At 34.6% G+C, this 24,304-nt stretch carries 21 protein-coding genes; 9 read left to right on the top strand and 12 right to left on the bottom strand.

Annotation, left to right across the window (positions count from 1 at the left end; all coding sequences use genetic code 11):
• Positions 1–164 precede the first annotated feature (164 nt).
• Positions 165–1,019 carry a glycosyltransferase family 2 protein gene (locus tag EZM65_RS12220; RefSeq protein WP_136668848.1) on the top strand — a complete coding sequence of 285 codons (855 nt, stop codon included), beginning with the start codon at positions 165–167 and terminating at the stop codon, positions 1,017–1,019.
• A gap of 6 nt (positions 1,020–1,025) precedes the next feature.
• Here the strand turns inward: EZM65_RS12220 and EZM65_RS12215 are convergent, their stop codons facing one another.
• Complete coding sequence (locus tag EZM65_RS12215) at positions 1,026–2,258, bottom strand: response regulator (RefSeq protein WP_136668847.1); 1,233 nt, start codon at positions 2,256–2,258, stop codon at positions 1,026–1,028.
• Positions 2,259–2,535: 277 nt separating this feature from the next.
• On the opposite strand from EZM65_RS12215, the gene EZM65_RS12210 reads away from it, so the two are divergent.
• Positions 2,536–3,285 (top strand): ABC transporter permease, encoded by a 750-nt coding sequence (locus EZM65_RS12210; protein ID WP_136668846.1) that lies wholly within the window; start codon positions 2,536–2,538, stop codon positions 3,283–3,285.
• A gap of 2 nt (positions 3,286–3,287) precedes the next feature.
• Positions 3,288–4,055 (top strand): ABC transporter ATP-binding protein, encoded by a 768-nt coding sequence (locus EZM65_RS12205; RefSeq protein ID WP_136668845.1) that lies wholly within the window; start codon positions 3,288–3,290, stop codon positions 4,053–4,055.
• Positions 4,056–4,131: 76 nt separating this feature from the next.
• Here EZM65_RS12205 and EZM65_RS12200 read toward each other — a convergent pair whose 3' ends face one another.
• The 8 genes from EZM65_RS12200 to pdhA all read right to left on the bottom strand — a co-directional run bounded on the left by EZM65_RS12200 (position 4,132) and on the right by pdhA (position 12,313).
• Complete coding sequence (locus EZM65_RS12200) at positions 4,132–5,136, bottom strand: sphingomyelin phosphodiesterase (protein ID WP_136668844.1); 1,005 nt, start codon at positions 5,134–5,136, stop codon at positions 4,132–4,134.
• Between the two features lie 227 nt (positions 5,137–5,363).
• Positions 5,364–6,425 (bottom strand): mannose-1-phosphate guanylyltransferase, encoded by a 1,062-nt coding sequence (locus EZM65_RS12195; RefSeq protein WP_136668843.1) that lies wholly within the window; start codon positions 6,423–6,425, stop codon positions 5,364–5,366.
• 41 nt (positions 6,426–6,466) lie between these two features.
• A complete protein-coding gene (locus EZM65_RS12190) occupies positions 6,467–7,066 on the bottom strand; it encodes a SprT-like domain-containing protein (protein ID WP_136668842.1) in 600 nt (199 codons plus the stop codon).
• Positions 7,066–7,902 carry a BRO family protein gene (locus EZM65_RS12185; RefSeq protein ID WP_136668841.1) on the bottom strand — a complete coding sequence of 279 codons (837 nt, stop codon included), beginning with the start codon at positions 7,900–7,902 and terminating at the stop codon, positions 7,066–7,068. Before EZM65_RS12185 ends, EZM65_RS12190 begins: the two co-directional genes overlap by 1 nt.
• Positions 7,903–7,941: 39 nt before the next feature.
• Positions 7,942–8,625: an SDR family oxidoreductase gene (locus tag EZM65_RS12180; RefSeq protein ID WP_136668840.1), complete on the bottom strand. Its 684-nt coding sequence runs from the start codon at positions 8,623–8,625 to the stop codon at positions 7,942–7,944.
• Entirely contained in the window at positions 8,615–9,583 is a 969-nt protein-coding gene (locus tag EZM65_RS12175) for a M20/M25/M40 family metallo-hydrolase (protein WP_136668839.1), read from the bottom strand. Before EZM65_RS12175 ends, EZM65_RS12180 begins: the two co-directional genes overlap by 11 nt.
• Positions 9,584–9,680: 97 nt before the next feature.
• Positions 9,681–11,309: a pyruvate dehydrogenase complex dihydrolipoamide acetyltransferase gene (locus EZM65_RS12170; RefSeq protein WP_136668838.1), complete on the bottom strand. Its 1,629-nt coding sequence runs from the start codon at positions 11,307–11,309 to the stop codon at positions 9,681–9,683.
• A gap of 5 nt (positions 11,310–11,314) precedes the next feature.
• Positions 11,315–12,313: a pyruvate dehydrogenase (acetyl-transferring) E1 component subunit alpha gene (gene pdhA / locus EZM65_RS12165; RefSeq protein ID WP_136668837.1), complete on the bottom strand. Its 999-nt coding sequence runs from the start codon at positions 12,311–12,313 to the stop codon at positions 11,315–11,317.
• Between the two features lie 204 nt (positions 12,314–12,517).
• Between pdhA and EZM65_RS12160 the strand changes: the two genes are divergently transcribed.
• The 3 genes from EZM65_RS12160 to EZM65_RS12150 are packed head-to-tail and all read left to right on the top strand — an operon-like array spanning position 12,518 to position 14,575.
• On the top strand, positions 12,518–12,952 hold the full coding sequence (locus EZM65_RS12160) for a hypothetical protein (protein WP_136668836.1): 435 nt from the start codon (positions 12,518–12,520) through the stop codon (positions 12,950–12,952).
• 41 nt (positions 12,953–12,993) lie between these two features.
• Entirely contained in the window at positions 12,994–14,145 is a 1,152-nt protein-coding gene (locus tag EZM65_RS12155) for a hypothetical protein (protein ID WP_136668835.1), read from the top strand.
• Positions 14,126–14,575, top strand: a complete 450-nt coding sequence (locus tag EZM65_RS12150; protein ID WP_136668834.1) for a hypothetical protein — start codon at positions 14,126–14,128, stop codon at positions 14,573–14,575. Before EZM65_RS12155 ends, EZM65_RS12150 begins: the two co-directional genes overlap by 20 nt.
• 6 nt (positions 14,576–14,581) lie before the next feature.
• On the opposite strand, the gene cdd is transcribed toward EZM65_RS12150, so the two are convergent.
• The 3 genes from cdd to porU all read right to left on the bottom strand — a co-directional run bounded on the left by cdd (position 14,582) and on the right by porU (position 20,187).
• Positions 14,582–15,064 carry a cytidine deaminase gene (gene cdd, locus EZM65_RS12145; RefSeq protein ID WP_136668833.1) on the bottom strand — a complete coding sequence of 161 codons (483 nt, stop codon included), beginning with the start codon at positions 15,062–15,064 and terminating at the stop codon, positions 14,582–14,584.
• Positions 15,065–15,141: 77 nt separating this feature from the next.
• Positions 15,142–16,314 (bottom strand): type IX secretion system outer membrane channel protein PorV, encoded by a 1,173-nt coding sequence (gene porV / locus EZM65_RS12140; protein ID WP_136668832.1) that lies wholly within the window; start codon positions 16,312–16,314, stop codon positions 15,142–15,144.
• A 39-nt stretch (positions 16,315–16,353) separates the two neighbouring features.
• Positions 16,354–20,187 (bottom strand): type IX secretion system sortase PorU, encoded by a 3,834-nt coding sequence (gene porU, locus EZM65_RS12135; protein ID WP_136668831.1) that lies wholly within the window; start codon positions 20,185–20,187, stop codon positions 16,354–16,356.
• Positions 20,188–20,383: 196 nt separating this feature from the next.
• On the opposite strand from porU, the gene gldJ reads away from it, so the two are divergent.
• The 3 genes from gldJ to nth all read left to right on the top strand — a co-directional run bounded on the left by gldJ (position 20,384) and on the right by nth (position 24,133).
• Positions 20,384–22,114: a gliding motility lipoprotein GldJ gene (gene gldJ, locus EZM65_RS12130; protein ID WP_136668830.1), complete on the top strand. Its 1,731-nt coding sequence runs from the start codon at positions 20,384–20,386 to the stop codon at positions 22,112–22,114.
• 62 nt (positions 22,115–22,176) lie between these two features.
• Entirely contained in the window at positions 22,177–23,463 is a 1,287-nt protein-coding gene (murF, locus tag EZM65_RS12125; RefSeq protein ID WP_136668829.1) for a UDP-N-acetylmuramoyl-tripeptide--D-alanyl-D-alanine ligase, read from the top strand.
• A 34-nt stretch (positions 23,464–23,497) separates the two neighbouring features.
• Entirely contained in the window at positions 23,498–24,133 is a 636-nt protein-coding gene (gene nth, locus EZM65_RS12120; protein ID WP_136668828.1) for an endonuclease III, read from the top strand.
• The last annotated feature ends 171 nt before the right edge of the window (positions 24,134–24,304 follow it).

Here is a 24,304-nt window from a genome sequence, read left to right as displayed (position 1 = left end):
TTTTTTATTACACAGAGTTACACAAAGTTGGTCACAAAGTTTCACAAAGCAAAATTTTCTTAGCGTGCTTTGCATTTTCTTAGTGCACTTTGCGGTTAAAAGTCACACAAAGTTGTTCCTATTTTCCACAAAAATAAAGATATTTGTACAACTTATTTAATACAATGAATTATTACATCGTCATACCCGCACACAATGAAGAAAAATTCATTGGTTTAACTTTAGAATCGTTAGTTAATCAAACTGTTTTACCCAAAAAAGCCGTGATTGTTAATGACAATTCTACAGATAAAACTGCTGAGATAGTTCAATCTTATATAACAAATCATCCCTGGATTTCATTAGTTGAAAAAAAATCGGATGCAATTCACTTACCAGGCAGTAAAGTGATACAAGCTTTTCAAGCCGGTTTAGCGACTTTGGATGAAGAGTATGACATTATGGTAAAAGGGGATTCTGATTTGATTTTTCCTTCAAATTATTTCGAAACGATTATCAATCATTTTAAAAGTGATACCAAAATTGGTATGGCGGGCGGATTTGCCTACATTGAAAAAAACGGCGAATGGATTTTGGAAAACCTAACCGATAAAGACCATATCCGCGGTGCTTTCAAAGCCTACCGTAAAGAAACTTTCAAACAAATAGGCGGATTACAGCCGGCCATGGGTTGGGATACTGTTGATGAACTGCTTTGTAAATTCTACGACTGGAAAATAGTTACTGATGAATCCTTAAAAGTAAAGCATTTAAAACCTACGGGAGCCAATTACAATCAGGCCTCACGTTACAAACAAGGCGAAGCTTTTTATACTTTGGGTTACGGATTTTTCATCACGGCAGTTGCCTCTTTAAAATTGGCCATGCGAAAAGGAAAACCGCTTTTATTCATTGATTACATCAAAGGATTCTGGAAAGCCAAAGCCGAAAATAAAACCATGCTCGTTACCTCTGAACAAGCAAAGTTTGTCAAAGCGTACCGATGGAAAAAGATGATTTCCAAATTAACTAAAATGTAATCGTATTTAATTCAAAAAAGACCGGTTAATATATTTGTTGATTACCGCTTCAAACTCTTCTTTGTTCACAGGCTTTGACAAATAATCATTAAAAGCTCTTTCATGATTTTCTTTATTATCTTTCAATGAATAAGATGATTGGGCAATGATAGGAATTTCCGGTGCTTCATTTTTAATGAGTTGTGCCGCGACATAACCGTCTACCTGAGGCATTTTCAAATCCATTAAAATCAGATTGATATCGGGGTTGTTTTTATAAATTTCATAGGCTTCTTCTCCGTTTTTGGCTCTGATTATTTCAACATTCCCTCTTTCCATCAATTTTTTAAGAAGCATAAAACTTATTTCCTCATCATCGGCAATAAGGACTTTAATGATTTTTTTATCTTCTTTTTCCTGTATGGCATCCACTGTTGTTGGAACATACGGGATATCAAAATAAAAAATTGTTCCTATCCCTGATTTTGATTCAGCTTTTAAATCACCTCCCAATAGGTAAACCAAATGTTTCGCTGTGGATAATCCCAAACCTACTTCGGTTTCATCATTGGCTATTCTTTCGATTCTACCATCAGAAGATGTTAGTTTTTCCTGAAATTTTTCATCAAAACCTACGCCACTGTCTTTGACATAGAATCTTATTCGGTTATGCACAACCTGATATCCCATTTCAATAAAACCTCTTCGGGTAAATTTTAATGAATTACTCAACAGACTTGCCAAAACTTGTCTTACTATATTTTTATCCACAATTACTGTATCATCTTCATCTGACAAACCTTTTACAGATTTCAAAGTCAATCCGTTAAAAAAAACCTGATCTACAAATTTCACTTTTAAATCGTCAAATAATTCATTGAGTGATACTTTTTCGTTTTCAATAACAATTTCGTTTTGTTTTAATGAATTAAAACTCACAAATTCAGAAAAAACACTTTGCAGCTCATTGGAACAATTCGTTATTATTTCTGCGAATTTATTTTTTTCTTCCAAATCCAATTTGGCAGTACATAACAATTTGGACAAACCCACAATGGTGTCTAAAGGAGTTTTAATTTTATGAATTACAGATTCAATTAATTCTGAATTCAGCTTATGGTCAACCTCAGGTGAATGCAACGTGTTATACCTTGAATTTCTTTGAGCTTCTTCCAAGAGCAAGGATAATTCCTGAACCCGGTGCTTTAACTCAGATACTTTATTTTCAAGTTCAGCATAATGTAATTTATTTGCTTCCATATTCTTCAATTTTTAATCGTTATAAAATTTAAAGTATGGGCAAATTTATTTGTAGAAAAATCAGAAACCATAATAATTTACTGACTATCACAAAGTTAAAATTTAAAAAAGAAAAAAAGCGATAAAATTGAAATTCTTTGCAACTCAATATGTTAAAGTTTTTTTCATGATCTTTTTTATCTTTTAGCAGCTGGATAAAAGCCTGAAAAACCCAAAATTCCCATAAACTCATTCAAACTCATTACAATTTTGTATTTTCGCTTTTATTTTAAAGCCAATGATGTTAATCCGTTATTTATCGCAGATAGGAAGGTATTTCTTAATGTTGCAGGAAATTTTCAAAAAACCCACAAAGTGGTCGGTAATGCGAACATTAATTTTTAAAGAAGTTGACGATTTAGTCATAGATTCACTGGGAATTGTGTCATTCATTTCATTTTTCGTAGGTGGTGTAGTTTCTATCCAAACCGCATTGAATTTAACCAACCCCCTGATTCCAAAATACTTAATTGGTTTTGCCACAAGACAATCTGTAATTCTGGAATTTGCGCCAACATTCATCTCTATCATTATGGCGGGTAAAATGGGATCATTTATCACTTCGAGCATTGGTACTATGCGTGTAACTGAACAAATTGACGCACTTGAAGTAATGGGGGTTAATTCATTGAATTATCTTGTTTTTCCAAAACTAATTGCCTTACTGCTTTATCCTTTTGTTATTGGATTAAGTATGTTTTTAGGAGTTCTTGGCGGATGGCTGGCAGCTGTTTACGGAGGCTTTGCTTCAGCTGAAGAATTTATCACAGGTATTCAAACTGAATTTATTCCGTTTCACGTAACCTATGCTTTTATCAAAACTTTTGTTTTTGCCTTCCTGTTAGCCACTATACCTTCATTTCATGGTTATTACATGAAAGGCGGAGCTCTGGAAGTTGGAAAAGCAAGTACGGTGTCCTTCGTCTGGACTTCGGTTGTAATTATTTTATGTAACTATATTTTAACCCAACTTCTTTTAACCAGTTAATTATGATTGAAGTTAAAGACATCAAAAAATCTTTTGGTGACCAAATGGTCTTAAAGGGAATCAGCACAACATTAGAAGCTGGAAAAACCAATTTAATCATTGGTCAATCGGGTTCGGGTAAAACAGTTTTTTTAAAATCATTATTAGGAATCCATAAAGTAGACAGCGGCACGATTTCTTTCGACGGCAGAATTTACGAAGATATGAGTGACGACGACCGACGTGAGTTACGTACTGAAATAGGTATGGTATTTCAGGGAAGTGCTTTGTTTGACTCTATGACTGTTGAAGAAAATATAGGCTTTCCATTAAAAATGTTTACACACAAAACCCCAAAAGAAATCAAAGAACGTGTGGATTTTGTAATTGACAGAGTCAATCTAATTAATGCCCATCATAAAAAACCATCGGAAATTTCAGGTGGTATGCAAAAACGTGTTGCAATTGCCAGAGCAATCGTAAACAACCCGAAATATTTGTTTTGTGATGAGCCCAACTCAGGTCTTGACCCTAAAACTGCTATTGTAATCGACAATCTGATTCAGGAAATTACGAAAGAGTACAACATCACAACGGTTATCAACACCCACGATATGAACTCGGTAATGGAAATTGGCGACAAAATTGTATTCTTAAAAAATGGACTGAAAGCCTGGGAAGGAGACAAAAGCCAAATCTTTAAAACAGATAACGAAGCAGTTACCGATTTTGTCTATTCATCTGAATTATTTAAAAAAGTAAGAGAAGCTGTACTTAAGGAAGGTGTTTAATTCATTTATATATCAAATAAAAAAGAAACCCCGGAAACTTTTGAGTTTTTCCGGGGTTTTTAAATAAACAACAACATTAATAGCTAAAAGTATATTGAATGTATACCGGATCGTGATCTGAAATATCTCCTCCCCAATATTTAGCAATAAACTGTTTCATTTCAGGTTCAAAAGCCGGAAGCTTATGTTCTTTGCTGTAAAAAATATAATCCAGTGTATTATTGTAATCGTAATACCCCTGATATTGCACAACGGTATTTTGGTTGGAATAGGTACCACGCTGGGTAAGTGGATTAAAAATGTAATTAATACCCCCTGATAAAATAGAAAGCATATTTTGGTATTCCGAAGTCAGTGTATATTCCACGTTCATATCGCCTGCATAAATAACAGGTTCTGTAACCGGTATATTAAAGTAGTTTTTAAAATTACGCATTTCTGCAAATTGCTTTTCTCTGGTTTCCCTTCCAGGATATCCAGGCTGTTCCGAAGCTGTATGTGTTCCAAAAATGTGGTATTTTTTTCCATTTTTAACTACTGCAGCATAAGCAACTCCCCTGTTGGACATTCCTTCTATTGAGCTGATTTTGTTTTGGAAAACCAACTGATACTTTTTTTCTATTGGATATTTACTCAAAATAATTGTACCGCCATTTACATGGAAAAAAGTATTCCCGCAGCTTCCAAAATAACCATCCCAATTATTAGGATACAAACTGGAACCTCCACCCGAAGAGCAATACAAACCTAACAAAGGTGTTGCATAAGGATACAAAGTTTTAATTTTAGCCAAAAATTCATCACCAAAACGGGTATTAAAACCTTCTTCAATAACAAGCACATCTGGAGTATTAGTTCCTAAAGCAATTATGTATTTGTATAATTCAGCCGCGCGCTCTTTGCTTTTATATTGCGGTGCTATGGATGGTAATTGGTACACATTATAACTCATAACAGAAAGTGTTTCTGTTACCTCAGTTAAACGATTGGTTTTTTCATTGGAATTTTCCAGAGAAAAGATTGAATCCTCACTGCATGAATACAATGTCACTAAGGATAATAGTAGAATTAGTTTTTTCATTGTTAATTTTTAATTTTAACTGCAAAACTACCACAGTCTGTTTACCAAAATTTTAGTTAAAATTTAAGAAAACCAAATGGAATTATTAATAAATCAACTATTAAATTAACAGAAAAACATCTATTTAAACAAAATGTTAATTAGACGCAAAATTCACAAATAAAAAATGCAACCTTAAATTATAAGATTGCATCTATACATTTTTTAACTATCGGGTTATCCCAAAACTACTCTTCCTTGAGTTTTGCAACCACCGCTTTGATGTCCTGCTCTTTATTTTTAGGATAAATCAAAAGTACATCATCTTTATCCACAACAATGTAATCCTTTAACCCATCTACTACAACAAGTTTTTTTCCTTCTGTACGAATAATATTATTGGTGGCATTTTCAAGATACACATTCGCATTCACAACAGCATTATCCTGTTCATCTTTGGGCAGTTTATCATATAAAGAACCCCAGGTTCCAAGATCATTCCAGTCAAAAGTTGCCGGTAATACAAATACATTCTGCGCTTTTTCCAAAATAGCATAATCCACCGAAATATTCTGCGCTAAAGGGTAATTATCCTGAATAAAGGCATTTTCTTTTTCTGTATTATAGACTTCATAACCATTCATAAAATGGGCATACATAGAGGGCTGAAACTCTTCAAAAGCTTTCAAAACCGATTTTACGCTCCACACGAAAATACCTGCATTCCATAAGAAGTTTCTGCTTTGAATGAATTTACGGGCAGTGGCATAATCAGGTTTCTCACGAAACTGTTTTACTTTTTTTACAGGACGGGAATCTAATTTATCAAATTCTATATAGCCATAACCCGTATTTGGGAAAGTCGGCAAAATCCCTAAAGTCATCAAGTTTTCATCTCTTTCACAAAAATCGAAAGAATGCTGCAAGTTTGCACAAAACTGCACTTCATCTTCAATCCAGTGATCGGATGGCGCCACGACCATTACTGCATCAGGATTCAGCTTTTTAATTTTTAATGTAGCATACAAAATACACGGAGCGGTATTACGCATGGCAGGTTCCAAAACAATCTGTTCCTGCTTTACCATAGGCAGCTGTTCCAGAACAATATCATTATAACTTTCATTAGTCAGAATAAGAATATTCTCTTTGGGTATTAACTGAGAAAGTCTTGAAAATGTTTTTTGAATTAACGTTTCCCCGGTTCCCAGCATATCGTGGAACTGTTTGGGAAATTCAGTAGTAGATACAGGCCAAAAACGGGAACCTACTCCACCAGCCATTATTATTGCGTAATAATTCTTGTTCATGTTTTAAAAATAACAGAGGGCAAAGTTACAAAGAATTTCACCTAATTTAACAGCAGCTCGACTTCTGCATTTGGATTAAACAAATAAGTCTTGCCTGTATTGACCTCCAGGCACTCAAACCGTTTGGTCCGCAAAGCTACTTTTTTAAAAACTTTCCCATTATGGATACGAAAAGTACTTCCGAAAGGAATTTCAAACACATAATGTTTATCATTTATCGGATCATACTGTTTTAAAGCCAAAGCCAGAGTGGCATCGGTGTCACTGCTTGCTTTTGGATTCCGAAAATGTCTGGCAATCAGAGGCAATAAATTATTTGGAAATATTTCCGGTCGGATAAAAGGAACCATCAGTCGCTGAAAAGTCATCTTCCATTCGTCACCATGCGGTTTAATATTCCTTCCATACTTTTCAAAAGCAACCAAATGAGCTATCTCATGGACTAATGTAATCAGAAAACGATACTTGTTCTGTGAAAAATTTACTGTAATGATATGCGAACCATTTCCATCACGACGATAATCCCCATGCCGGGTTATACGCTCATTCACAATTTTCAAATGCACACGATTGGCTTTGATTAACTCAAAACACAAAGGAACCGAGTGTTCGGGAATATATTTAAAAAGAACTTCTTGCATTACTTTTCGTTCTCTTTTTTCAAATTTAAAATTGATTTCGCGTTTAATTCTGTAACGACATTTTTACCCGTTTTAGCTTCTAATTCCTTTCTTGCTACATTCGCAACATTACCTCTTTGATTCGCTACTATTTTATTTTCTTCGAAAGTTTCAGGATTTACGGCTTTAGATATATCTTTAGCAGAAGCTTCGGCTAACATATTTAATATTAACTCCGTATTACTCATATTATCACGAAGATTCTCTTTTTTTAATCCTTTTAAAACCTTATATTCTTTAGTGATTTTACCTGACCAAGCTTGAGTTATAATATCAGTTAAAATGGCAAACTGCTGTCCTTCTTTCAATCCACGATTTTTCCACTCATCTGTTAATTCTTTTCTGATTTCAATGCTTTTCAGTCTTTGATTAATCCAATTTTCAGAATACCCTAAAGCTAAATATTGCTCTAAAGCCCTGTCGATCGACAATTCCGGATCCTGAATTTCGTCTAATCGTTCAGATGCAATTTGAGCCGACCAAAGTTTAAAAGGCTCTGCTTTAGGAGATGGAATAGATTGAATTAAGCGGAAAAGCTGTTCAGTATCCGCGACATCGGTTTTATAAAATTTACCATCTGGCGATTGCATTTTCAGTTGTCCGATTTTTTCGGACAACTCACTGCCTTCTTTTTTAAGTTTAGATTTTAAGTCACCCCAATATTTTCTTGGACGCTCACTATCGGTTAAAACTTCGATTACGTCAATAATAGAAACAAACCACTTTTCTTGTTCTGAATCCCAAGAGGTTCTTACTTTTTTTTCTTCAAATAACTGAATGGCGTTTACTTTTGTCATGTGCGTATAATTTAAATTTGAATTGCAATTTATAAAATTTTAAGGAGTAGTTGAACTTACCTGCAGCACTTTACCGTTATAGTATTTATTACCTGTCAACCCAAAATTGAAAATGTAATCAGCCATTTCCTTTGCAGAAATCGGTGCTTCATAACCCGGAAAAGCTTCCTGAAGCATTTCTGTCTGAACCGCTCCTAAAGCCAACACGTTAAAAGCAATACCTTTTTCTTTATATTCCTCTGCCAATAATTCAGATAAAGTGATTACGGCTCCTTTACTGGAACTGTACGCCGCCAATCCGGCAAATTTCATACTGCCTTGGATTCCTCCCATTGAACTAATGGTAACCACATGGCTTCCTTTGTACAGATAAGGGATACAGATACGGGTTAATGCTGCCACCCCGAAAACATTCACTTTGTAAATATCTTCAAATTCTTTAGTCGTAATTTGATCAAAAGGTTTGTGAAGCAAGCTTCCTGCATTATGAATTATAACATCTACTTTTTTCCATGTGGAATCAATAAATTTATCCACTTGCTGCAGATCTTCTTCATTTGACAAATCGACAGACAAACAAGTAATATTTGGGTTCTCAATTAAAGTTTGAGGCGTTTTTCTTGAAATTGCCAATACCTGATGTCCTGCATCAGCAAACTGCAATGCCAACTCGTAACCAATACCTCTTGAAGTTCCTGTAATAATTATATTTTTATTTTCCATCTAGCTTAATTTCTTTTTCTGATGCATTTATCATCTTTTCTAAAACAGGAATAGTAGTATTAATAACTTTTTCCATGTGCTTTATGTCCATTTTTTCAAATTCGTCATCCACGTGATGGTAAAATTCATAATTCTCAAAATCAAAAGTTGAAATTGTATGTGCCGGAATGTTGTATTCCTGATAAAAAGGATAATTATCTGATGCTTTAAATAATTGATAATGACTTTCGGCAGGAAGATAACCCACCAATTTTTCACCTGCGTATTCATTCATTTTTTTAGCCATATTCGATTTTGTGATGCCTGTCATGTAAACCAGCATATCTTTCCCTTTCATAGGCACTCCAATCATTTCAAAATTGAACATAAAATACACATCGACATCATTTTTTTTCATATTCTGTGCCAAATGACGTGAGCCTAAAAGCCCTTTTTCTTCAGCTGTAAATAGTGCTAAAATGATAGAACGTTTATTATTTCTATTTGTTCCGAAATATTTCACCAATTCAGTAACGGCAGTCGTCCCCACTGCATTATCATTGGCTCCGTTTGCTATAATATCACCTTCAATTTCCTTTGAACTGCCAATATGGTCATAATGGGCACCAATTACTACAAACTCATTTTTCAATTTTGGATCAGTACCTTCAATAACACCAACAATATTATAAGCCGGTTTATCGTAATTGGATAATTTGTCCCTATATGAAGCATAGTAAGGCTTTACATTATTTTCTTTGAAAATCTGCTCGAGATACAACATTACATTTTCCATTTCCGGAGTTCCGGGCTCTCTCCCTTTGTTTTCGTCAGAAGTTAAGAACGATAATGTTTTTGCAATACTTTCCTCAGTTGAAATATACTTTAGTTTGTTCTTTTCAACTGCTGTTTGTGCAGAAATCCCCTGAATGAAGAAAACACCTGCAACAGCCAATAAAATTCCAAAATTTCTTTTCATATACATAGTTTACTCAATAGCCGTATGAATACTATTCAGTGTAAAAATAAAAAATCCCGAATAAATCGGGACTTTTTCATTCTATAATTTTATTTTATTATGCCAACATAGTTACAGGATTTTCCATAAACGCTTTGAACGTTTGAAGGAATTGAGCTCCTGTTGCACCGTCAACCGTTCTGTGGTCGCATGCTAAAGTCACTGTCATTGTGTTACCAACTACAATCTGACCATTTTTAACTACCGGTTTTTCTACAATTGCACCTACTGATAAAATAGCAGAGTTAGGTTGGTTAATGATTGAAGTAAAAGACTGAATACCAAACATTCCTAAATTAGATATTGTAAATGTACTTCCTTCCATTTCTGCCGGTTGGATTTTTTTTGCTTTTGCTCTTCCAGCCATGTCTTTCACAGAAGCTCCGATTTGCGTTAGGCTCATTTGGTCTGTAAATTTCAATACAGGAACCACTAAGCCGTCTTCAACTGCTACAGCCACACCAATATTTACGTGGTGATTGATGATAGTTGCTTCGTCTTTCCATTGTGAATTTACCTGTGGGTGTTTTTTCAACGCCATTGCTGATGCTTTGATCACCATATCGTTGAAAGAAACTTTAGTTTCAGGCAAACCATTAATCATATTACGTGATGCGATTGCATTATCCATATCCAACTCGATAGTTAAATAATAATGCGGTGCTGTAAATTTAGATTCTGATAAGCGTTTAGCAATAACCTTACGCATTTGAGAGTTTTTCACTTCCTCCTGGAATACTTCCCCAGCAGGAACAAAAGGTTTCACTGCTGCAACAGCTGCAGTAGCTTCAGCTACAGCCTGTACTGGCGCTGCACTTGAAGATGGTGTGAAGTTTTCTACATCAGATTTAGTAATACGTCCGTTTTCACCTGATCCTTTTACCTGAGAAAGGTTAATCCCTTTTTCCTGAGCTATTTTTTTAGCTAACGGTGAGGCAAATATTCTTTCTCCTGTATTAACAGCAACCGGAGCTTCCGCTGTAGTTGAAGCAACAGCAGTTTTTACTTCTTCAGCTTTAGGAGCTTCAGCTTTACCACCAACTTTAAAGTTGGCAACTACTCCTGAAACATCAGTTCCAGCCGGACCTAAAATTGCCAATATACTATCAACAGGCGCAGATTCACCTTCATTTACACCAATATATAATAAAGTACCTGAATTGAATGATTCAAATTCCATAGTAGCTTTATCCGTTTCAATTTCCGCAAGAATATCACCTTCTTTAACCGCATCCCCTGTTTTTTTCAACCAGGCAGCTACAGTTCCGGTAGTCATCGTATCACTTAAACGAGGCATTGTAACTACTTTCACTCCTGCCGGCACCTCGACTGCGCTCGGTGTGACAGCTTTGCTTTCAGCAACAGGTGCTGACTTCTCTTCTGCAGCAGGTGCAGTGGTTTCAACTTTAGGAGCAGCCCCACCGTTTAATAAAGCCGAAATATCTTCGCCTTCATTTCCAATGATTGCCAACAATGAATCAACCGGAGCAGTCTGTCCTGCTTCAATACCTATATGTAATAAAACACCTGAATTGAAAGACTCAAACTCCATAGTAGCTTTGTCAGTTTCAATTTCGGCAAGTATATCTCCTTCTTTAATTTTATCCCCCACTTTTTTAAGCCATGCTGCCACTGTACCTTCGGTCATAGTGTCGCTCAAACGAGGCATTGTAACTACTACTGCCATACTTCTTATAATTTATGAGGTAAAAATGGATAATTAGGTTCTTCGTATACTACATCATACAATTGCTCAACAGTAGGGAAAGGAGATTCTTCCGCGAATTTCTCACATTCAGCTACTAAATCAACAACTCTTTGGTCGATTGTCTCAATTTCAGCTTCAGTTGCGAAACCTTCAGCTTTAATGATGTCAAGAACTTGAGTAATAGGGTCGATTTTTTTATACTCTTCAACCTCTTCTTTGGTTCTGTATAATTGTGCATCAGACATAGAGTGACCTCTATAACGATACGTTTTCATTTCCAGGAAAGTTGGTCCGTCACCACGGCGAGCTCTGTCAATTGCTTCGTGCATAGCTTCAGCCACTTTAACAGGATTCATACCATCAACAGGACCACAAGGCATTTCATATCCTAAACCAAGTTTCCAAACATCAGTATGATTTGCTGTTCTTTCAACAGAAGTCCCCATTGCATAACCGTTATTCTCAACGATGAATACTACAGGCAATTTCCACAGCATAGCCATATTGAAAGCTTCATGCAAAGACCCCTGACGCGCGGCACCATCACCAAAATAGGTTAAAGTAACACCATCACGTCCAAAATATTTGTCTGCAAAAGCAATACCTGCACCTACAGGAATTTGTGCTCCTACGATACCGTGACCACCATAAAATCCATGTTCTTTATCAAAAATGTGCATTGATCCACCCATTCCTTTTGAAGTACCGGTAACTTTCCCAAGTAATTCTGCCATTACTCTTTTTGGGTCAGTTCCCATACCTATTGGCTGCACGTGGTTACGGTAAGCCGTAATCATTTTATCTTTAGACAAGTCCATTGCGTGTAACGCTCCTGCCAAAACAGCTTCCTGTCCGTTGTATAAATGCAAAAATCCTCTAACTTTTTGTTGAATATACAATGCAGCAAGTTTGTCTTCAAACTTTCTCCAAAACTGCATGTCTTCGTACCACTTAAGGTATACCTCTTTAGTAATTGGTTTCATAGTAAAATTATTCGTGTATAATTTCACGCAAAAATGACCTCACACAAATTTGCGAGTTGCAAAAGTAAAACATTCCAATAAACAAGTAAAATTATTAAGCAGTTTTTTAATTATTTAAAAAGCGTGATGAATAAAAATATAGGTTTTTTCTTACTTTTCATTTTTTTTACTATATTAGTCTCATTAACAACAAATTAAAAAACCATGAAAAAAATTTTATTCAGCGCTTTTTGTGTTTTCGCATTAGTAAGCTGTGAGAAAGAAGAAGACAAAAAAAACATTGATCAATCATCAAGACTTTTAAATGCCTCAAGCAGTTTAAGAGTATATTATGACAATGGTGGAAATGATTATGGATGTAAAGGTTCAGGCGGTAACTGCTTACCTGACGTAATTGTTACTGCTCCCAAAAGCTACTATTTCGCACCGCTTTTTGAATCAGGCAGTAATACAGTAGAATTGTTTACAAAAAATGCAGAGGTTTACAAAAGCGTTATTGACCCAAAATATGTTGACGGAGTAATCAAAGGCAGTTTATTCGTTGAAGCAAAACAAAACGACGCAACCGGTACCAGCTACCTATCATTCAGCGACAGAGACAAAAACTCACATGCTGTATATTCCTTAATTTTAAAATAAAATATATATGAGGCGATAATATCGCCTCATTTTTTCCCCACATGAGAATAACTTTACTTTTTATTGCTTTCATTTTATTTTCCAGCTGCGGCAGTGACGAAAAAAAAATAAAACCTATCAAAGAAATCACATTTAAACTGAACAGTCCTCCAACACAAACACAAATTTTTACCGACAAAAAAAATGAAGATTATTATGTTTTTGGAGATTATCATAATAAGCATGAAATTTCGATTTTCAGCAAAAATAAACTGCACCGTCAAATACCTTTAAAAAAAATAATTGACAAAGGAGAACAGATTGATGGTATGATTTTAAAATCAACCGATACACTTCTGATATTAGGAAGATATACCGGTAATTTATATATCATCAACCAAAAAGGCGATATTTTAAAAACAATTGACATAAACAAAACCACAAATAGCAGTCCTGACAAATATGAATATTACACATCAATAAATAATACTATAGAAAACGGTGAATTGATCCTGAGTTCTTCATGGAGAAGCAATTCAAAAGAATCAACACCAGAAGACCCTTTAAAAAACTTACAGTATTTTTACGAAAAAAAGAATCAATCCTATAGTTTTTTACAATTGAGAGAAATCTTTAAAAATGAGAAAACGCAATTTCAGATAAAAGGATTTGAAAGTAACTTTGAAAAAAACAAACATACTTTCCATTTCGATTTACCATATTATCTGAGGAGTAAAAATGAACTGATTGCTTACTCAATACACACAGACACTGTATACAGGTATAAACTCCCTGAGTTTGCACTGACTGGAAAAACTAAAATTGTATCTGATTTTACTTCTATAGGAGAAAAAGGGATAAATCTAAAAAAAACAAAAAATCTTAATATCCAAGAATCTGTAAACAAAATAGCCCAATATGGCGGCGTTATAGGCGGTATATATCATAGCAGAACAAAAGATATCTTTTATGTTATTGTTCCTCACAAAATCAATCAGGAAAAAGAACCCGAGAAAAAAAAGTTTAACAGGGATTTTTCAATATTGATATATGATAGATTCTGGAAAAAAATCAATGAAATTAAAATTGACAGAGGTCAATATAACTTTTATGACGTACTGGTTACAAAAGAAGGACTTTTGATATCAAAAAACACAAGAGAGAATAAAAATTACAATCCAAAAACAGCACGATATGCACTTTTCAAAATTTAAATTCATATTCCTTACTTCAATAATTACTTCATGTTCTTTTTCAGAAAAATCCAAAGACCAAATATTGCAAACCATCATTAAAGACAGCTTAAAAGTCAAAAAAGAATTCAATAAAATAATAGTTCTGACCGAAAACGAATGCAGTTCGTGCAACTCCAGTTATTCAAAATTTTTAGAAAACCAAATCAAGAGCAACGCTCTTTTCATAGTTGGCGCTACAGGTGCTGAATTTGACATAACCTACTTAGACGCTGTTAACAAAAACAACATTGTATATGATTATTCCAATTTATTGGAAAAAAACGGCTTGCTGCAAAATTCGGGTTTCATTTTATTAAAAGAAAATAAAATAGACACTATAATTTCATTGGAGGCCGGCAATCTTGACAAACAAATCAACTACATCAGACACGAACTTGATGATAAATAAAAATGCTTATAAAAAGTTCTTATCAAACGTAAGCGGCAATAAATTTTGAATTGAATCAGACTTATAGACCTCACCTGTTTCACCCATAAAATAAACTTCAATACCGGAATCTTGTTTAAATTCATATTCAAACAATGATTGACGGCAGGAACCACAAGGAGGAATAGGTTTTGTAGTAGCAGTTAGTGTTGAACCTGCAGTAATTGCTATTTTTAAAATCCTGGTATTTGGAAATACTGCTCCTGCATGAAAGACAGCTACTCTTTCCGCACACAATCCTGACGGATACGCGGCATTCTCCTGGTTTGAACCAATTACCGTCTGACCATTTTCAAGTAAAAGCGCCGCTCCGACATTAAACTTTGAATAAGGGGCATAAGCATTTTTTCTTGCCTCAATTGCTTTTTCCATTAACTCTTTAACCTCTTTATCCAATTCATTTATTGAATCAAAAATTGTAAGCTGCGTTTCGATTTTAATCTCCTTCATTTGGTAATTTTTAAGGGAAAAAAAATCCAAATCTCATTTTACTGAAATTTGGATTTTTAAATTTATTAATAATTCTTTTAATACTGATCGTAATCATCTCCGAAATTAAACGTCAATGAAAAACGCAATGTATTTTCTAATGGATTTTTCACTTTCGACATTGAGAACAAATAAGAAACATCAACTTTGATAGATGTATATTTAAAACCTGCTCCCAAAGTAGCAAATTTTCTCGAACCTTTATCTTTACTTTCGTTAAAGTAACCTCCGCGTAAAGCAAAAGAATCCTGATACCAATATTCCAAGCCTGCAGCCCAGTTAACCTCTTTCACCTCTTCACTGAAACCATCAGGCGCATCTCCGAAAGATTTAAACATTCCTGAAACCCAACCTGTTCCGTTATATGCATCAGCTGCCGCTTGATATTCTGTACTGTCAATAGTACCATCATTATTCAAATCCTTTACTTTTTGCGGTGTAGGGACTAAGAGCTTATTAAACTCAAGAGAAGTTGAAAGTTTATTATACTCATCAAAAATAAAATCAAATCCACCTCCAAGTTTGAAATTAGCCGGTAAAAAATTCGAACTTCTTTCCACATCACCATCATAAGATATTTTTGGCCCCATGTTCTGCAAATTAAAACCGGCTCTCCATCTACCGTTAAAATCACTATAAGCAACTTCTGAAGATTCGTAATAACCAGCCACATCGACAGCAAAACTATTTGCCGCTGAAGCATCACCTGTTGCAGAAGGAATTCTTAAATTGGAACGGATATATCTTCCGGCAACAGCCATTGAAAATTTATCGCTTAACTGCAATGAATAAGAACCGTCAATAGCTAATTCATTTGGTTTTACAATATTCCCCGGATCATCAGGATTTTCTCTTAATTCAATTTCACCTAATCCAAAATATCTAAAACTTGCTGCAAAAGCACTTCTTTCGTTAATTCTGTTAAAATAAGTCAACTGACCTAAAGACATATCGCTGACCAACTCTGTCAAATAAGGTGTATAGCTCACTGAAACCCCTTGTTTTTTCAAAGAAAAGGCATATTTTGCAGGATTATACTGTTGTGAAAAGGCATCCGGCGAAGTAGCAACGCCCATGTCCCCCTGACCGGCTGCTCTTGCATCAGCTGCTATTAATAAAAAGGGTACCGCTGTGGTAATCGGCCTTTCGTTTTGCGAATAGGAATTAATCCCCAAAAAAAGTCCAAAAAGAACTAAAACTATTTTTTTCATTTGTTTATCTGAAATATGCAGCAAATATAATTGCTTTTATTAAAGTATTACTAATTTTTCAAATTTTTCAGTTTTTTTGTTCGAAAAAGTTGATTTAACTGTCAATTTATAAATATAAACTCCTTTTCCAATTTTATCCCCAAAATCATCTCTGCCGTCCCATGTAATGTCTCTCGATGTAAAACCTACGGTAGTAACAGTCTGATTTTTTGTCCAAACTATCTTACCTGTTATGGTCATTATCTGAACCTGTACTTCCAAAGGCTCGAACGGTTTATTATGCGTAAACCAAAACTCTGTATGACTAACAAACGGGTTTGGATAATTCAACACATTTGTCAGTTTAATTTGACTATCATCCGCTACAACAAATTGTAACTCAGAAGTTACCAAATTATTGTACACATCCCACACTTTTAATGTCAGCACATGCAAGCCAGGGGTCAAACCTTTTAACTGATATCTTACAACCCCTTTAGTATAATCATCTTTTTCTGTATCGTAGTAATCATTAAGTAAAATTAATTCTGTTTCTTTCCCGTCTAAATATACCTGAATATCATGACCGATACCTCCGGCAGTATTTATCCCATTCTCGTCTTCTAAAAAAGCAAGCAATACAGGAGACTGATTAGTAATCCCTCCATTTACAAAAGATTCATCATTCATAAACAAGCGGACCGTCGGCGGAACATTATCGGCAACTGCGTTTACATTTACACCGCCGACTTTAACATTCAGCTCATACCCTTGATTATCTACAAGAGCATTTTCTTTTTTAGAATACAAACTTATTTTACCGTTACCAACAGGAACTTTAATATCTTTTGGAACTACAAAGAAAAATTCAAACAATCCATTCTTAACAGAAGCATTTCCTTTAAAAATTGTTTCCCCCAATGCTTTGAAAGTTATTTTATAAGGCACACCTCCAACTGTTATTCCGTCATTAGCCAGAGTAGTCTTATCAATGAACTTATCATATATGTTTACAAAAAGCTCACCATTATAATCAGAGAGTACGTTATTTGAACCATCAACTATTTCACCTGATATTTTAATTTTAGCCAGCGCCTCAAGCGACCCTGTAAAAGCAGACATTGAAATATCATTGATTTTTGTAATCTTGATTTCAGGTTCAGGAATAGCAAGTTTTAAGGCCGGATCACCTATATATGAAATCACATAATTACCTGTACTCATTGTTGCTGTCTTGGTTTTCCTTAAGACTTCAGCAATGGAAACTTTCTCATTACTATTATAAGCGAATAAAATAGGCGCAAGATTTGTATTGAAATTTTCACCTGTTGTCTGACCAACCTGTCTGGTAGTGGTAATTAATGATATTGGTCCGCCAAACTCCATTTTAAATGCTTCTTCCCCTCCTGTTTCCCTAAGAGGGTTGTCAAAACGTGTAAATTCACATGTTACGGTTATAAATAAAGGATATTTATATTGATGGTTCAAACTTTTAACATCAGCAATGTCAAATATTCTTTCCCCGGAAAAACCATCCTCTCCCCCATGTCCCAGATAATCAATAACCAAAGCACCTTGATTAAAACTGTTTAAAAATTCATTTTTAGCAACAGGATATCTTTGGCCACCGGAAGAAGTTTCCTGAACATAAGCGTCCATGAATATTTTTTTAGAATTAAAAAACGGTCTGTTGGCAGTAATGTTTTCTGACATTGCATCTAAATTAGACTGCAGACTCGCATCACTTTGTTTATCAACATCATCAGCTAAAAAAACCAAATTATTTCTCCATTTCCCAAATGCTTTTTGATCATGATAATCTATAATTTTAGTTACCATTTGTTCAGCTTCCTGAATATTAGTAACCAATATCCTGCCCACTGCAATATCAAGACCTTGAGCCCCAATCATATTACCCTCACTATCGTCCATCAATCCAAAATAATCATCTGACACAAAAGAAGAAAACAGAGTATAACTGTCAAGCGACTGAAAGACCGGGACTATGTTCGTGTTTTTCGATATCCTATTTTTAAAATCAAAAGAAGCATCCCCAAAAAGACACAGGTATTTTATATTCTGCCCTTGCTGAGGATTGTCATATATGTATTTTACAAAATTTCTGATAGCTCCAATATCCTGCTTACCAGATGAAAACTCGTGATAAATTTCATCCAGACCAACAACTTTCACACTCAAACCTGAATAATTTCTATGAAAATCAGCCAGTCTCTCTGCCTGCGACATTAAAAAATCAGGACAGACAATCAAATAATCCAAAGGGCGGATATTATTCTGACTATCCAAAAAAACTGTCCCTTTCAAATCCTGATTGACTACACGTGATGTATTATCAGCTTTTGGCGAATAAAAATCTGACTCCTCTACAACCAAAAAATATTTTTCGGTTCCCATATCAGATTTAAAAGAAAAATTTGATTCAGTTGATTTTCTGATAACACTTACACTGTATTTATCTGAAATATCCCAAATCTGTTTAACCACAGCCATATCAGTAAAGTCATACTGACAAATTCCTGTATTATTTTTTACTTCGTCAATTTTAAATCGAAATTGTTTCCCCTTGCCTTTTAAAAAAACTTTTGATTGAATCGTTATAAAATCCAAATATGAAGCAGAAGCTGGATTACCATTGTTGTTATAAGCCAGATCTACAGAAATATTTGATGAGGCTGCGGAACCTGTATAAACAAAATTTGACTCTACTGCCTTAATGGAACCTAAATCAAATATACCCGAAAAGAATGCATCGCCTGCCTGAGTTCCATTAACAGAAACTTTAACACTCGTTGATGAGGAACTTGTGGCAGCCATACGGATTTTCAATAAAAAAGGTGATAAAGGATCTCGGTCAGGAATAGCAAAGTCAAATTTAAAACTGCTTTGCGAGCTTAATCTCTCACCAAACCATTTTCTGCCTATCGCGCCAATATTAATTTCATCTTTCTCATAAAAAACGTAGTCATCATACTTATTATAAACTACATCTGGCGTCCCGGAAGGCTCAACATAATCCGCCATTCTTTTACCCGCACTGCTGTTCGTTGTAACATAATAATATGACCTGTCAGCATATAGATTCGTATGACATTGATTATCATTACTCCAGTTATCCATCCCTTCGCAATACATTAGTATGTAGTCAGAATCATTAAACACACCATCATTTTCCCCGACAAACTGCACTGCATTTTCCTGTAAATCAAAAACAGTGTTCTCGCTATTCACCAAAGGTATCATAGCACCACCGTTCCCGTAAATTTTCAGGTTTCTTGGATCAGCATTAACATTAACACCCAATTGACTCAAAAAAGATTTGGAAATTTTATAAACACCTGATTTTTCAACGTAAAACCTACGCCATTCGCCATCCTTTAAAACTGATGACTGTAAACCGATTCTATTCTGGGAAGTTCTGAATACATTTATATTCTTTGAGTTGTATGAATAGTTGAAAGAAACAATTTTTTTGAAACTGCCCCCCTCCTTTATAATAGGATTAAATGTTAACAATACAGAATTTTCATTTCGTGCCGAAATATTACTAATCTTAAATTGCGGTAGAAGTTCAAAAGCACTCCTGTTTAATTTTCCCAGCTCATTTTCCGGAATAAGCTCATATCGTACATTTGTGATTGCTAAAGAAGTTTCATCGGCAGTAATTTTGCCTTCAATTTTTTTTGAGAACAGCAATGTGTTCTTATCTGCGTTAAACACCAGGTTTTCGCTCTGAAAGTTCGGTATGTCTATAACTACCTTTTCGTTAAATCTAAAAGCTGTTTTATTCCACTTCAATACAATCTCGCCGCTTCTGTCCTGAGCAAGAATCAATTTTGGAAATAAGAATACTATAAGGAGTAAAAAATGCTTCATAATAGAACAAACGAATTTTTGACATAAAATATTACGTTGTAAATTTATACTTTTAAATAATAAATTTTCATATCTTACGTTATAGATTATCTTTGCAGAACAAATTTTAAGAAAATTTTAAAATATTTAACCAAGGTTGTTGCAGTTTAATGCTTAATTATTATATTGCGACACAAAATAATTACCTACTGAAAGTATGAAAGTAAACAAAATGATGACTGTAAGAGCCCTATTTTCAGCGTTAGTGCTTTTAGGTTTTACTACGAGCTGTAGTAAAAAGTCAAGTTCAAAAAACACTTCAGCTGCAACTGGCTGGAAAATTAATGACCCTAATGGGGGTTTCCAGTACAATTCTAATTTTACTAAACAAGAAACAGCTCCTGGTTTGGTACTAGTTGAAGGTGGTACGTTTACGATGGGTAAAATTCAGGATGACGTTATGCATGACTGGAACAACACACCTTCTCAGCAACACGTACAATCTTTTTACATGGATGAGACTGAAGTTACCAACTTCTCTTACATGGAATATCTGGATTGGATTAAAAGAGTATTCCCTCCTACTGAAGAAAATTACAAACACATCTATAATGGTGCATTACCGGACACTTTAGTTTGGAGAAACAGATTAGGTTACAATGAAACTATGACCAATAATTATTTACGTCACCCAGCATATTCACAATATCCTGTGGTAGGTGTAAACTGGATTCAGGCTACTGAATATGCTAAATGGAGAACCAACCGTGTAAACGAAGCTATCCTTGAGAGAGAGGGATACATGAAAAAAGGAGCTAAATTAGTAGATGTTGATGCAAACAACAACTTTGATACAGAGGCTTATTTGGTATCGCCATCAACTGCTTTCAGTGGTAACGATGAAATTGTTCTGCAAAAGCAAATGGGAAGACCAGCAGGAAAATCTGCTAAAAAAGCAAAAGCTGATACTTCTGCAACGGCTGGTGTAGATGGACCTAGAAATGTATATGCACAAAAAACTTCAGGTACTTTATTACCTGAATACAGATTACCAACTGAGGCTGAGTGGGAATATGCTGCCGCTGCTGACGTAGGAACAAGAGAATACAATATTTACAGAGGTCAAAAGAAATATCCTTGGAAAGGTCAATATACACGTTCCGGAAACAGAATCACCAGAGGTGACCAGTTGGCTAACTTCAAACAAGGTAAAGGAGATTACGGAGGAATTGCAGGTTGGTCTGATGACAATGCTGATATTACAGCTCCTGTAAAATCATACAAACCAAATGATTTCGGTTTATATGACATGGCTGGTAACGTAGCTGAATGGGTACAAGACGTTTACAGACCTATCGTTGATGACGAAGCAAATGATTTCAACTATTTCCGTGGTAACATTTATACTAAAAACAAAATTGACAAAGAAGGTAAAATTGAATTTGTAACCACAGAAACAATTAAATATGACACTTTAAGCAATGGTAAAATCATCGCTAGAAACAAACCAGGAGAAATTGCACAGGTTCCGGTTGATGAAAACGAAACTTATTTAAGACAAAATTTCTCACAAAGTGATAATATTGGATTCAGAGACGGTGACAAACAATCTTCAAGATTCTATTATAATGCAAGTGATGAAGACGGTGGTACATTAAGAGACAAGAAAAGAATGTATGATTCTCCTATCCATAAAGTAGACGCAGACAGTACTGGAAAAATCGAAAGAAAGTTCGATAAATCAGACAAAAGAACAACTTTGGTTGGAGATGACGTAAGAGTTTACAAAGGAGGTTCTTGGAAAGACAGAGCTTACTGGTTGGATCCAGCTTCAAGAAGATATATGAATCAAGATATTGCTACTGACTACATTGGATTCAGATGTGCAATGTCAAGAGTAGGTCCTAAAGCTGATTTCAAAAAGACACCTAGAAATAGAAAAAAATAATAACATACTTTCATTTTAAAATCCCGCTTTTGCGGGATTTTATTTTTTAGTACCTTCGTTATATGAGAATAGAAGATTTATACCAATGTTTTTTACAGTGTGACTCAATTTCCACTGACACTAGAAAAATAACTCCTAATTCACTTTTTTTCGCTTTAAAAGGTGATAATTTTGACGCAAATGAATTTGCCCAGGAAGCTTTAAATAAAGGCGCTCTTTTTGTTGTCATTGACAATAAAAAATATTTTACAGATGAAAACAAAATGCTTCTTGTTCAGGATACCTTAAAAGCTTTACAGGATTTAGCCAATTATCATCGTAATCAATTAGGTCTCCCAATCATATCATTAACCGGCAGTAATGGAAAAACAACTACAAAAGAGCTGATAAAATGTGTTTTAAGCAAAAAATATAACACTCATGCTACTTTTGGAAACTTAAACAACCACATTGGAGTACCTCTTACCCTACTTTCCTTTAAGGAAGATACCGACATAGGTATTGTTGAAATGGGAGCCAACCATCAAAAAGAAATTGAAATGCTTTGTGAGATTGCGCAACCTGATTATGGATACATCACTAATTTTGGAAAAGCTCATCTGGAAGGTTTCGGAGGAATCGATGGAGTAATCAAAGGAAAAAGTGAAATGTACGATTATCTTCAAGAAAACGGAAGAACTGTATTCGTAAATTTAGATGACACTATTCAGGAACAAAAAACGAGCAAACTAGACCGTTACACTTTTTCAACGGATTCAAGTAAAAATCCAAATATAACCATAAAATCTATTGAAGCTTCACCATTTGTAACCATAAACTTCAATGAAACAACTATCAAATCAAATTTGATAGGAATCTACAATGCAAACAATATTAACGCGGCTGTTACAATCGGCAAATACTTTAATATTTCTGATAATGATATAAAAAAGGCTATTGAGAACTATATCCCATCAAATAATAGATCGCAATTAATTGAAAAAGGAACAAATAAGATAATCCTGGATGCCTATAATGCAAACCCAAGCAGTATGAGTGCTGCTTTAACCAATTTAAGGCAATTGGAAGGAAAAAAAACAGCCATCCTTGGTGATATGTTCGAACTTGGAAATGAAAGCCTGCAAGAACACAAAAAACTTATTGAATCAATTATTAATGATACTGATATTGAGTTTCATTTTATTGGAAATGATTTTTACACATCGAAAATAGAAAAAAACAACATTCATTACTATACTGATTTTAATGATTTTAAAGAAAGAAAAGTCACATCTGACATAGGCAACAACACAATATTGATCAAAGGCTCAAGAGGTATGGCCCTTGAAAGAGTATTAGACATTATTTAATCCAGCTTATGCTGGATTTTTTATTCATTATACCATGAGTACACTTTTCGCAGAAGAATGGGCATCAAAACTCGAACCCTTATTAAACAGATATAGAGGGAAAAAACATCCTTTAGAATACAAAAATTTGTATCAATTAATGACGATGGTGATTTTATCAGCTCAGGATTCTGATGCCAATATCAATAAAATTTCCCCTTCGCTATTTCAAGCTTATCCAAATTTAGAAAGTCTTGCTGTTTCAAATGCGGATGCACTTATTCCACACATTTCAAAAGTCAGAAATTTTGTCACTAAAGCCAATTGGTTGCTTGAAATTGCACAAGAACTTAAAGAAGATAAAAATATTCCGCTAACCATGGAAAATTTAGTCTCTCTTAAAGGCATTGGAAGAAAATCAGCCAACGTAATTATGCGTGAAATGAAAGCCTCTGCTGAAGGAATAATCGCTGATTTACACGTCATCAGAGTAGCACCAAGAATTGGTTTAATTTCTGAATCCAAAGATGGAAACAAAGTAGAAAAACAGCTGATGCAGCTTTTACCAAAAGAAATTTGGGGAGAAATAGGCATGTCAATATCATTTTTAGGAAGAGAAATATGCAGACCAACAAATCCAAAATGTGAAATTTGCCCTATTAGTAATCATTGCAGTTATTACAACAAGTAAGTTCCAAAACTTTATTATAAACAACAAGTATTTTTCATAAACCGTATAAACAAAAAAACTATTCCTTTCTGAATAGTATTTTTTAAAGCCCCGAAGCCCGCACGGAGCATTTGATATTAAGAGGAGGAAGCCCAGTGGGCTTCAGGCAGTTTAGATTTATCAAAATCTTAT

Origin of the sequence: Flavobacterium sp. H122 (assembly GCF_004959765.1) — a bacterium.
In the GTDB taxonomy this organism is placed as follows: Bacteria; Bacteroidota; Bacteroidia; order Flavobacteriales; family Flavobacteriaceae; genus Flavobacterium.
The sequence above is the reverse complement of the archived record's forward strand: the minus strand, read 5'-3'. Positions and strand labels throughout refer to the sequence as shown.

Excerpts from the sequence above, each read along its gene's own strand:
- EZM65_RS12220 (WP_136668848.1), top strand. The coding sequence starts at position 165 with ATGAATTATTACATCGTCATACCCGCACACAATGAAGAAAAATTCATT.
- EZM65_RS12215 (WP_136668847.1), bottom strand. The coding sequence starts at position 2,258 with ATGGAAGCAAATAAATTACATTATGCTGAACTTGAAAATAAAGTATCT.
- EZM65_RS12210 (WP_136668846.1), top strand. The coding sequence starts at position 2,536 with ATGATGTTAATCCGTTATTTATCGCAGATAGGAAGGTATTTCTTAATG.
- EZM65_RS12205 (WP_136668845.1), top strand. The coding sequence starts at position 3,288 with ATGATTGAAGTTAAAGACATCAAAAAATCTTTTGGTGACCAAATGGTC.
- EZM65_RS12200 (WP_136668844.1), bottom strand. The coding sequence starts at position 5,136 with ATGAAAAAACTAATTCTACTATTATCCTTAGTGACATTGTATTCATGC.
- EZM65_RS12195 (WP_136668843.1), bottom strand. The coding sequence starts at position 6,425 with ATGAACAAGAATTATTACGCAATAATAATGGCTGGTGGAGTAGGTTCC.
- EZM65_RS12190 (WP_136668842.1), bottom strand. The coding sequence starts at position 7,066 with ATGCAAGAAGTTCTTTTTAAATATATTCCCGAACACTCGGTTCCTTTG.
- EZM65_RS12185 (WP_136668841.1), bottom strand. The coding sequence starts at position 7,902 with ATGACAAAAGTAAACGCCATTCAGTTATTTGAAGAAAAAAAAGTAAGA.
- EZM65_RS12180 (WP_136668840.1), bottom strand. The coding sequence starts at position 8,625 with ATGGAAAATAAAAATATAATTATTACAGGAACTTCAAGAGGTATTGGT.
- EZM65_RS12175 (WP_136668839.1), bottom strand. The coding sequence starts at position 9,583 with ATGAAAAGAAATTTTGGAATTTTATTGGCTGTTGCAGGTGTTTTCTTC.
- EZM65_RS12170 (WP_136668838.1), bottom strand. The coding sequence starts at position 11,309 with ATGGCAGTAGTAGTTACAATGCCTCGTTTGAGCGACACTATGACCGAA.
- pdhA (WP_136668837.1), bottom strand. The coding sequence starts at position 12,313 with ATGAAACCAATTACTAAAGAGGTATACCTTAAGTGGTACGAAGACATG.
- EZM65_RS12160 (WP_136668836.1), top strand. The coding sequence starts at position 12,518 with ATGAAAAAAATTTTATTCAGCGCTTTTTGTGTTTTCGCATTAGTAAGC.
- EZM65_RS12155 (WP_136668835.1), top strand. The coding sequence starts at position 12,994 with ATGAGAATAACTTTACTTTTTATTGCTTTCATTTTATTTTCCAGCTGC.
- EZM65_RS12150 (WP_136668834.1), top strand. The coding sequence starts at position 14,126 with ATGCACTTTTCAAAATTTAAATTCATATTCCTTACTTCAATAATTACT.
- cdd (WP_136668833.1), bottom strand. The coding sequence starts at position 15,064 with ATGAAGGAGATTAAAATCGAAACGCAGCTTACAATTTTTGATTCAATA.
- porV (WP_136668832.1), bottom strand. The coding sequence starts at position 16,314 with ATGAAAAAAATAGTTTTAGTTCTTTTTGGACTTTTTTTGGGGATTAAT.
- porU (WP_136668831.1), bottom strand. The coding sequence starts at position 20,187 with ATGAAGCATTTTTTACTCCTTATAGTATTCTTATTTCCAAAATTGATT.
- gldJ (WP_136668830.1), top strand. The coding sequence starts at position 20,384 with ATGAAAGTAAACAAAATGATGACTGTAAGAGCCCTATTTTCAGCGTTA.
- murF (WP_136668829.1), top strand. The coding sequence starts at position 22,177 with ATGAGAATAGAAGATTTATACCAATGTTTTTTACAGTGTGACTCAATT.
- nth (WP_136668828.1), top strand. The coding sequence starts at position 23,498 with ATGAGTACACTTTTCGCAGAAGAATGGGCATCAAAACTCGAACCCTTA.